This window comes from Candidatus Eremiobacteraceae bacterium (genome assembly GCA_036511855.1).
GTDB lineage: Bacteria > Vulcanimicrobiota > Vulcanimicrobiia > Eremiobacterales > Eremiobacteraceae > JABCYQ01.
The window spans coordinates 1-10,048 of the sequence record DATCBN010000003.1; the positions used below are offsets into that span (position 1 = coordinate 1).

Annotated in this window: 9 protein-coding genes; 5 read left to right on the top strand and 4 right to left on the bottom strand. The window is 62.9% G+C overall.

Annotation, left to right across the window (positions count from 1 at the left end; all coding sequences use genetic code 11):
* The 4 genes from VII69_00130 to VII69_00145 all read right to left on the bottom strand — a co-directional run.
* A partial coding sequence (locus tag VII69_00130) for a DNA translocase FtsK (GenBank protein HEY5093502.1) occupies window positions 1-2,190 on the bottom strand: 2,190 nt, incomplete at its 3' end.
* Between the two features lie 187 nt (window positions 2,191-2,377).
* Window positions 2,378-3,280 carry an ABC transporter permease gene (locus tag VII69_00135; GenBank protein ID HEY5093503.1) on the bottom strand — a complete coding sequence of 301 codons (903 nt, stop codon included), beginning with the start codon at window positions 3,278-3,280 and terminating at the stop codon, window positions 2,378-2,380.
* A 6-nt stretch (window positions 3,281-3,286) separates the two neighbouring features.
* Window positions 3,287-5,038: a ribonuclease J gene (locus VII69_00140; protein ID HEY5093504.1), complete on the bottom strand. Its 1,752-nt coding sequence runs from the start codon at window positions 5,036-5,038 to the stop codon at window positions 3,287-3,289.
* Between the two features lie 52 nt (window positions 5,039-5,090).
* A complete protein-coding gene (locus VII69_00145) occupies window positions 5,091-5,588 on the bottom strand; it encodes a hypothetical protein (protein HEY5093505.1) in 498 nt (165 codons plus the stop codon).
* Between the two features lie 162 nt (window positions 5,589-5,750).
* On the opposite strand from VII69_00145, the gene VII69_00150 reads away from it, so the two are divergent.
* Genes VII69_00150 through VII69_00170 form a run of 5 tightly spaced genes read left to right on the top strand, consistent with a single transcriptional unit; the run spans window position 5,751 to window position 10,016 of the window.
* Window positions 5,751-6,134, top strand: a complete 384-nt coding sequence (locus VII69_00150; protein HEY5093506.1) for a GntR family transcriptional regulator — start codon at window positions 5,751-5,753, stop codon at window positions 6,132-6,134.
* A gap of 4 nt (window positions 6,135-6,138) precedes the next feature.
* Window positions 6,139-7,122, top strand: coding sequence for a slipin family protein (locus tag VII69_00155; protein HEY5093507.1), 984 nt, complete (start codon window positions 6,139-6,141; stop codon window positions 7,120-7,122).
* Window positions 7,119-7,931 (top strand): hypothetical protein, encoded by an 813-nt coding sequence (locus tag VII69_00160; protein ID HEY5093508.1) that lies wholly within the window; start codon window positions 7,119-7,121, stop codon window positions 7,929-7,931. The genes VII69_00155 and VII69_00160 overlap by 4 nt, the downstream gene beginning before the upstream one ends.
* On the top strand, window positions 7,931-8,662 hold the full coding sequence (locus tag VII69_00165; protein HEY5093509.1) for a YIP1 family protein: 732 nt from the start codon (window positions 7,931-7,933) through the stop codon (window positions 8,660-8,662). Before VII69_00160 ends, VII69_00165 begins: the two co-directional genes overlap by 1 nt.
* 7 nt (window positions 8,663-8,669) lie before the next feature.
* Window positions 8,670-10,016: a TolC family protein gene (locus tag VII69_00170; GenBank protein ID HEY5093510.1), complete on the top strand. Its 1,347-nt coding sequence runs from the start codon at window positions 8,670-8,672 to the stop codon at window positions 10,014-10,016.
* Window positions 10,017-10,048 lie beyond the last annotated feature (32 nt).

Here is a 10,048-nt window from a genome sequence, read left to right on the forward strand (position 1 = left end):
GGATCTGCGCGGCGACAGCGCGGATTCGAGCTGCGGCATGTCGGCATCGCCGACTAGAATCTTACGCGGCTTCGTGCCTTCGGCCGCTCCGACAACGCGATATTCTTCAAGTATCTTCATGAGCCGGACCGCCCGCGGATGCCCCACTTTGAGTTCGGCCTGCAGCAGGGCCACCGACGCCATCTGCCGGTCGACGATGATCCGCGCGGCGTCCAACGCGAGCTCGTCCGCCGGACCGTTGCCGTCTTCTTCCACTTCTGTGAGCTCAAAATCGAGACGGTTCTCCGGATCATCTTGATCCCGCCAGAACTCGCAAAGCCGCTCGATCTCGTCGCCCGTGACCATGGCGCCTTGGACCCGCACCGGCTTCGGCGCGTCGATGGGTAGATAGAGCATGTCGCCGCGCCCGAGCAAACGCTCGGCGCCGACCATGTCTAAAATGGTGCGCGAATCCACCTGCGACGACACAGCAAACGCGATGCGCGATGGGATATTGGCTTTGATGAGGCCCGTGATGACGTCGACCGACGGGCGTTGCGTGGCGAGCACCAGATGGATCCCGGTGGCTCGCGCCAACTGGGCGATGCGGCAGATGCTGGTTTCCACACGCGTCGGCGCGACCAGCATGAGGTCGGCCAATTCGTCGATGACGACGACGATATACGGAAGCTTGTCATCGGGAAACTCGGCGTTGTATTCTTCGATCTTCCGCACGCCGGCGCGCGCGAATCGCTCGTAGCGTGAATCCATCTCGCGCGTGAGCTCGTACAGCGCGCCCGCCGCGAGCTTGGGATCGACGATGCAGTCCTTTATGAGATGGGGGATGCCGTTGTACTCGATCAACTCGACACGCTTCGGATCGATGAGGAGCAACTGCACTTGGTCGGGCGTGCACGTGGAAAGCAATGACGCGAGGATGACGTTGAGGCAGACGCTCTTGCCGGCGCCGGTCGCCCCCGCGACCAGCAAGTGCGGCATGCGCGCAAGATCGGCCACGATCGGACGGCCGGTGATATCCTTGCCCAGCCCGATCGACAGCTTGCCTTCTATCTTCGGCAGAAAATCGAGGATTTCGCGAATGGCAACGATCGACACGGCGCTGTTGGGCACTTCGATGCCCACTGCCGACTTGCCGGGGATCGGCGCTTCGATGCGCACGCTCTGTGCGGCGAGCGCGAGTTGGATGTTGTCGGACAGCGACTTGATGGCGCTGACCTTCACGCCTGTGCCCGGCGTCAACTCGTAGCGCGTGACGCTCGGGCCGCGTTCGATGTGCGTGACGCGCGCACTGATGCCAAACGATGCGAGGGTTTCTTCGAGCAATTTGGCGGCGCTGGTCTCGTCGTGCACGCGCTTCTCGGGCGGATTGAAAAGCGCGAAATCGGGCAGCCGGTAGCCGCCCGGGTTCACAGCTTGGCGCGCTGTTTTTGGAACCGGCGCGACTTTTTCTACAGGTTCGGCTTCAATGATTTTTGCGAGCGGCCTGAGCTGTTCGGCGGGCGCGGATTCGACCACATCCGCGAGCGGAATACCCGAGTCGACCGGCGCGGCTTCCACAACTTGAGATTGGTAGAGGTCGAGCTTGACCGGCTCTTTGTAGCGGTCGACCGGAATGCTTCCACCGGCATTTGGCCGCTTGATCGCAGCCGCGCCCGCGCCGATGAGCGCGCCGGCTTTGACGCCCGCCTTCGCTGCGCCGACGGCCGCGGCGCCAAGCACGCGTTTGAGCGAAATGCCGGTAGGCGCCACGATGAAGGCGACCAGTCCGAATATCAAGATCACGTTCGCGCCGATGCCGCCGACCAGCCACGTCAGACCGTGCGCCATCGCGTTGCCGGCGAAGCCGCCGCGCGCGCCCGTGCCGAACATGGCATCGAGCACCAAAAATTCGGCGATCGCGCACCCGGCGAACAGCGCCATCATCCGCGGTACGTGCAATTCGAGGAAAATGATCACGGCCACGGTGGCAAGCGCGAGAACGAGTATCCAGGCGGCGCCGCCGAACCACGCGTGCAGCGTTGCGTTGATCGTGGGTCCTATCGATCCGGACTTCCCGGTCGGCAGCTCAATAGCCAATGACAGCAGTATCGCGATGCAGAGCAATCCGATTCCGAGGATTTCCAGATTGAGCGTGAGGCCCGGCAATGGGTCGACGCGGCGCGATTTGGCGGGCGTTTTCACGCGGCTCACGGCTGGATGACCATTCGTACGGGTGTTCGATAGATGCTTAAATCCCGCCTTCGTACGAACGCGAGCGGCGGTCGTAGTGCCATTCTGTAGGAGGGCAAGCAACGCTTGCCCTTCGCAAAAAATGGGTGAGCGCTGCTCACTCTCCTACACTAAGAAGAAAATGGGCAAGCGATGCTTGCCCTAGTACTTATCGAGATTTCGGGTCGAGCGCGTCGCGCAGACCATCTCCAAGTAGATTGAAGCCCAACACGGTCACGGATATCGCCATGCCCGGGAAGAGCAGCGCCCACGGCGCGGACAGCCAATAGTCGCGCGCATCGTTGAGCATGGAGCCCCACTCAGCGGTCGGCGGCTGGATGCCCAGACCCAAGAACGACAGCCCTGCCGAATCCAATTCCGCCGTGCCGACACCCAACGTAGCCTGCACGACGAGCGGCGCCAGTATGTTCGGCAGCACGTACTTGAAGAGCATCGAGAAAATGCTGTTGCCGATGGCGCGCGCCGCTTCGACGTACTCCATCTCCTTCACCGACAGCACCGACGCGCGCGCGATCCGGGCGTAGACCGGAATGCCCACGATGCCGACGGCGATGAACAACTTCACGACGTCGGACACGCGCGTGTCCAGGATGGCGGACACGGCGATGGCGAGGATGATGCTTGGAAACGCGAGCATCACATCCATGAAGCCCATCAAGACGGAATCGAGCCAGCCGCCCCAAAACCCGGCCACCACGCCGACCACGGTTCCGATGAGCAGACCGATGCCGACCGACACGAAGCCGATCTCCACCGATAGCCGCGCTCCGAAGACCAAACGCGTGAAGATATCGCGCCCGAGTTTGTCGCTGCCGGCTAGGTGCGCAAACGATGGCGCCAAAGCGGTCGCGGAGAGATCCTGCGCGATAGGGTCGCGGTGTTGCGTGATGACCGGCGCGAAAACCGCGCATACCGCAAGCACGACGATGATCGTCAGCCCGATCAGCGCCGACGGGCTCCTGCGAAAGCGCCGCCACGTATCGGTCCATACCGACGTGTACGGCGCATCGCCGAACTCTGCGCCGGCGAGCGCCGGCGCTACGAAGGCCACCGCCTGCTAGATCTCCATGACGACGGGCACGATCATCGGCCGCCGCTTGGTGCGATCGTACACGAACTTCGACAGTCCTTTATGGATGTGTTCGCGGATCGCGGTCCATTCCGTCAGGCCTTTGGCGGCGCCTTCCTCGATGATGCCGCGCGCTTCGCGTCGCACCTCATCTAAAACGCCGTCGCTTTCGGACGCCTGATCGAATGTGAATCCGCGCGAGACGATGTCGGGACCGGCAAGCACTTTGCCGTCGACGCTATCGATGCTCACCGTCACGATGATCATGCCGTCGCCCGAGAGATGGCGGCGGTCGCGCAGCACGACCTGGCCGACGTCGCCTACGCCCAGTCCGTCGACGTACACCGGGCCTGCGGCCGTCTTACCCACCTTCGCGGCCTTGCCGTTCTCCGTGAATTCGATGACGTGACCGTTCTCGACGACGAAAACGTCGTCGGGATGGATGCCGGTCTTTTGCGCCAGCCGCGCGTGCTGCACGAGCATGCGATATTCCCCGTGCACGGGGATGAAATATCGCGGTTTGGTGAGGTTGAGCATGAGCAGCAGCTCTTCTTGGCAGCCGTGTCCGGAGACGTGCGCCATGCGGTCTTTGCCGTAGATGACGTTGACACCCAACTTGAACAAGTTGTTGATGGTGCGGCCGATGCTGCGCTCGTTTCCCGGAATGGGCGTGGCCGAGATGATGACCGTATCGCCGCGCACCAGTTTGATCTTGCGGTGGTCGCGGGCGGCCATACGCGTCAGCGCCGACATGGGCTCGCCCTGGCTGCCCGTGGTGCAGATCACGATGCGCTCGGGCGGATGCGAATCGATTTCGTGCTCGCGGATGAGCTGACCGGGCGCGATGGTGAGGTACCCGTGCTCCATCGCGATGTTCGAAACGTTGAGCATGCTGCGGCCGACGAAACACACCTTGCGGCCATGGCGTGCGGCGGCGTCCACCGTTTGCTGCAAGCGCGGAACGTTGGAGGCGAACATCGTGACGATGATGCGCCCTTCAGCGCGAGCGAAGATGTCCGCGAACGTCTCGCCGACGACGCGTTCCGAGAGTGTGTGGCCGGGGATTTCCGAGTTGGTCGAGTCGGAGCACAGCAGCAGGACGCCTTCATCTCCGTAACCGGCAAGCGCGGCGATATCGGTGGGCTTGCCGTCGATCGGCGTTTGATCGAATTTGAAATCGCCGGTATGGACGACGGTGCCAAGCGAGGTGCGCAAAGCGATGACGCACGCTCCCGCCACGCTATGCGTGATGTTGCTGAAGTGCGCGTCGATCTGGCCGACCCGTACGGTTTCGCCGGCCTGGACCGTGATGGTCTCGACGCTGGCCAGCTTGTGTTCTTTGAGTTTGCCGCGCAAGAGCGCGAGCGTGAAATCGGTGCCGTAGACGGGCACCTTGAGCTGAGCGAGAAAATACGGCACGCCTCCGATGTGGTCTTCGTGCGCGTGCGTGAGCAGCAAACCGCGGATCTTGCGCTTGCGCTCGAGCAGATAGGTGATCTCGTCGATGACAAGATCCACCCCGAGCATCTCTTCTTCGGGGAACTGTACCCCTGCGTCTACGACGAGGATATCGTCGCGGGTCTCGTAGACCGTCATGTTGCGGCCGATCTCGCCGCAGCCGCCTAAGGGGATGACCCGGAGATAATCTTGATCGCGGGGCGGCTCGGGCAACGGATTGTTCGCGTCGCGGGGACCCGCGGCGGGGAAATACTCATGTAGCATGGGACGTTGCTTAGCCATCGGCCCAAAACGCCCCCGCCGCGTTGTTGCGGTTTGCCGCAGCGGGCCAACGCTAGAACTTTTCGATGGCCCAATGCAACGCGGTAGGCCGCAGCGCTGCCGGACAGAGCAACTCCACGCGGCGAGATTCGCCCGCGCCGATATTGCTAACTGCTACCGACGCCGTGGACTCTCGGCCGTCGCCGTACGCGAGGTGCGCCACGAGCACTCCCGAGAATTGCGTGGACGAACGATTGCGAACTATGGAACGAATGATGGGGCTGCCGAGAAAATCCACATCGACGATTGTGGGGCCGATAGCCAGCGGGCCGGTCATCGTGGGTTCGCGTACGGCGAGCAAAGGCGATTCGGTTGACGCGGCGGCGATGAAATCCTCGAGTTCCGTTTCGCGCCGTATCAAAGCCGCGATGATCGCTAGGCGGACCACTCGCCGGCGCTCGATGCGTTCGGCCGCGATCGATAATTCGCGAGGCGGCGGAACGCGGTGTTTACGCTTTGGTTTGGCGGCGATCGCCGTTCCGATGACGGCGGCTGCGACGAGGCTAATCATGGCGACCGTTTCACTCGGGGCCCTGGGCCGGGAAATGGCTCTGCGGCCGAGGGCCGCACGTTGTCGAACCTCGATGGAAAAGGGTCTTGACACGCCACCGTCGCTTTTGTATTATAGGCTTGTCCTAAACCACTAAGACAATGAGACAGGATTCTAGACGAGTTGCTCTTCCATCTAGACGGCAGCAGTAGCATCCCGGTGTACGTGCAACTCCGAGAACAGGTTCTTCATGCGATATCCCGCGGACAACTCAGGCTTGGCGACCAACTCCCGACCGTACGCGAAGTCGCCGTCGCTTTGGCCATCAATCCGAATACGGTGAACCGCGCATACGCCGATTTGGAACGTGAGGGCGTCCTCGTGAGCCGGCGCGGCCGCGGTACGTTCATCGCGGGCGGCGGCCGTGTGGAAGACGATGCCGCGCGCGCGACGCGGCTCAAAGACATTGCGCGCCGCGCGCTAGGTGAGACGCGCGCATTCGGCTTCGCGCAGGATGAACTTCTCGCCGCCATCGCGCAGGTAGCGCGCGAAGATCACGGAGGTTGACACCATGCCCGTAATCGCGCCGCCCGCCAATGCGCCAAAGACCGCTTCAGCTCCGAGCGGAGCAGTCAATCAGTCAGGACAGTCGATACACTTCGGAAATCCCGTATCGTGGCTTCTCGCCATCATCCTGGCGTTTGCGGGCACGATCGCAACCGCGATGACCAGCAATCCGGCTTGGTTCATCGCCGGAATGATCGCCGCTATCGTGATCGTGGTCGTGCTGCAGATCGCGCTGGTGTGGGAACGCGCCGTGGTGCTGCGGTTCGGGCACTTCCGGTCGCTCGCGGGGCCTGGCGTGTTCTTCCTTATACCTGCCGTGGATACGATCGCCGCGTGGATCGATCAGCGCGTGCAGACCAGTACGTTCACCGCCGAAGAAACGCTCACCAAGGACACGGTGCCGGTCGACGTGGATGCGGTGCTGTTCTGGGTGGCCTGGGATGCCAAGAAAGCCGCCGTCGAAGTCGCATCGTATCGCGACGCGATCGGCTGGGCCGCGCAGACCGCGCTTCGTGACATCATCGGCACGACCGACCTCTCCGACCTCTTGTCCAACCGCCAAGCGGTGGACGACAAGCTTGCGCACACCATCGACGCGCGGACGACGCCGTGGGGCATCACCGTGCAGTCTGTGGAGATCCGCGACATCAAGATACCTGAAAATCTCCAAGACGCTATGTCGCGAAAGGCGCAGGCGGAGCGCGAACGTGAGGCGCGCGTCATCCTCGGCGACGCCGAACGCCAGATCGCCGCTTCGTTCATGGAAGCGGCCAAACAGTACGAAGGCAACAACGTCGCGCTGCATCTTCGTGCGATGAACATGCTGTACGAAGGATTGAAGGAACGCGGCGCGATGATCGTCGTGCCCAGCACGGCTGTCGAGACCATGGGTCTCGGCGCGATCACCGGCTTGTCCGCGATGGCCGGCATGTCGCCGTCGTCGAATCCGGTCGGACCATCGCCAAATATGCCGGGAGGAAATCCATGACCGCAGTTGCCCTCATCGCGGCCGCGATGCTCGCCGCGTCGCCTGCACCGCCGGCCTCATCACCTGCGCCGCCCGCGGCCACAGCGCCGCCGGCCGCGCCGGCAGCTCCTGCGCCGCCCGACGGAACCTATGTATACGAGTTGACGGTCGCTGGCCAGCCCTCCACGTCCACGATAAAAGTAAAACGTGATGCGGACGGACTCCACATAAGCGAAGACTCGGAGATCGCTAGCCACGCCGTGAACGCGGCCCTCGTCTTGAACGCGTCGACTCTCGCGCCGGTGTCGTACGCCGCCACCTACGACGCAGGGACGTCGCACCCGCAGGATATCTCCATCACGTTCACCGCGAACGCGGCGCACGTCGCCACGTTCGGGCTCCAGACAACGCTGGCCGCCCAACCGGGCGCGCCGCATCTCGTGCTGCTCGACGGCGCGATGCCGTCCGGCTTTTTCGCACTGCCGGCTGTGGCCGCGGCGGCCCGCGATGCGTCGTTGACGGCCATCAATGCCGGCGCCCTTAGCGCGATCGTCCTCTCGCTCAACCGCAGTCTGTCGCTGCCCCGCCCAGCAAGTGTGCCCGCTGGAGACGTAGCCGTGTCCGTCCTCTCGCCCACCGCTTTTTCAGTATGGTATGACCCGAAGACATTCGTGATGCACGAACTCGACGTGCCGCTGCAAAATGTCGTCGAGAAATTCGTCAAGTACGTCGCGGCGGCGGGGACCCCGTCTGCAGTAGCGCTTGCCCGCCAAGGCGAACATCGCCGCAACGCGCGGTATAGTGCCGCCGTCATGATTGCGAGGTTTTGATGTCTATCGATCAACCTCAGCCGGAGGCTGTAGTTCCGGCCGAGAGCGCAAGCGGCGTGACGACCTACTTCGGCGTGCTGTTCTCCCCCGGTGAGGCATTCGAGACACTAGGACGGGTCCCGATGTGGGGCTGGGCATGCATATTCGGCATGCTCATCTCACTTGTCGCGGCCATCGTGGGGCTGCCGGCCACGGCTCACATCGCCGCGGTCGCCCAACAGACGGCCATTTCACAGGCGCCGGCCGATCAGCAGCAAGCGATGCGCGATGGGATCGGCAAGTTCGCGCCTTTCATGTCGGCCACGATCATCATCAGCGTGGTCTTCGCCAATTGGATAATCTGGCTTATCACCGCTCTCGTCGTGCTGGCCGGCGCGGCGATCGGCCGCGGCGTCGTGAAATTCGGCCACGCCTGGGCCTTGGCGGTCAATCTATTCGCCATCCCTGTGCTGGGCTCGTTAGTCGCCAACGTCATACTGCGGCTGCAGGGTCCTGAGAATATCACGAAGCAGAGCGACGCATATGTGTTGCCGTCGCTTGCGATGCTCGTGCACGGCGATCCGAAAGTCACCGGTTTTCTCTACGCGTTCAACGTCGTCAACTTGTGGTGCTATGCGGTTCTCGCCATCGCCCTGCAGAAGACGATGAAGATGAGCGCGCTGGCGTCCTGGGTGACCACCATCGTCTTCGCGTTGCTTAGCGCGCTGTTGGCGATGAGATTCGCGAAGTGACGACCGGATGATCCTTGCCGGACTCGTTCTCGCTGCTGCCGTCGGCACGTTGCCGTCACCGCAGCCGATGTCGCTCGACCAAGCCGTCGCATTCGCCATGACGCACAATGCGGCGGTGCTCGCGGCGAAAGTTTCATTCGCTGCGGCCGGTGCGACGGTCGCGGCGAACCGGGCGGCCGGCTTGCCGAACATGAACGCTCAGGCTCAATCGGTGTTGAACCGCCAGAGCACGAGCAACGCCGGCCAATTCGCCCAGTTCGGCCTTTCGCCAAGTCCCAACTTCTCGCAGAGCACCACCCAATTGCAGGCCGGTCAGAACATCTTCGATCTCACCACGACTTTGCAGGCGCGTGATGCGCAGCGCGCGTACGACGCGGCGCGCCACAATTTCCGGCTTGCCCAAGAGACCACCAAGCTCGATGTAGAGACTTCATTCTACGGACTCGCGGAATCCGCACAACTCGTCGCGCTCGCCCACTCGGATACCGCGTATCAGCAATCGCTCGTCAGCATCGCGCAAGTGAACTATAGCACCGGTAAGGTCGCCGGCATCGACGTGCTCAAAGCCCGCATCGGGCTCACCTCGAGCCAAGAGAGCGGCGCATCGGCCGAAGCGGATGAAGCGGACGCGAAAGAAAATCTAGCGCAGCTCATCGGGGCGCCGGCGATGCAACAATTCGCGGTGCCCGACACTATCCCGGTGCCCGATCCGCCGGCCGGCGATCTAGCCAGTCTCACGGCCCGAGCACTGCGCGACCGGCCCGATGTGCTCGCCGCCTTCGACAGCTATAGTCAGGCGCTCGTCGAACGTTCGCTCGTCGATGCGCCGGACAGGCCGGTCATCAATCTGAGCGGTGCCTGGGGCAACCAAGTTTCGCCGACGAACAACGTCGCCATCCTCGCGGCGTGCAACAATCCGGGCCGGCCGCTCGGCGAACCGCCGTGCGGCCTGGGGCCGTCGCACTTCTACACCGTTTCGCTGACGTCGACGTGGACACTGCCGTTGCTCGATTGGGGCAGCAAACATGCGGCGCGCTCGAGCGCGTCCGTCGCAGCGGACGAAAAGTTGACGGCATACGATGCCGCAAAACAACAGGCGCTGATCGACGTCGATCAAGCCTTCCGGCGGCTATCGGTCGACCGGCAAAACCTCGCTCTCGCGACGGATAACGATAAGCTCGCAAAACAGAGCGCCGACGTTTCGAAGGTCCAGTACCGCACGGGATTGATCAGTCAGATCGACGTCACCGCAGCCGAACAGACCTATCTTCAGACCGCGAAAGATCTGCTCACCGCACAAGTGGGCTACGTATTGTCGGTCGAGAAGCTCAAACTCGCGATCGGCGCGCTGTGATCGCCGGAACACCGATACGCGGAGCGAACTTC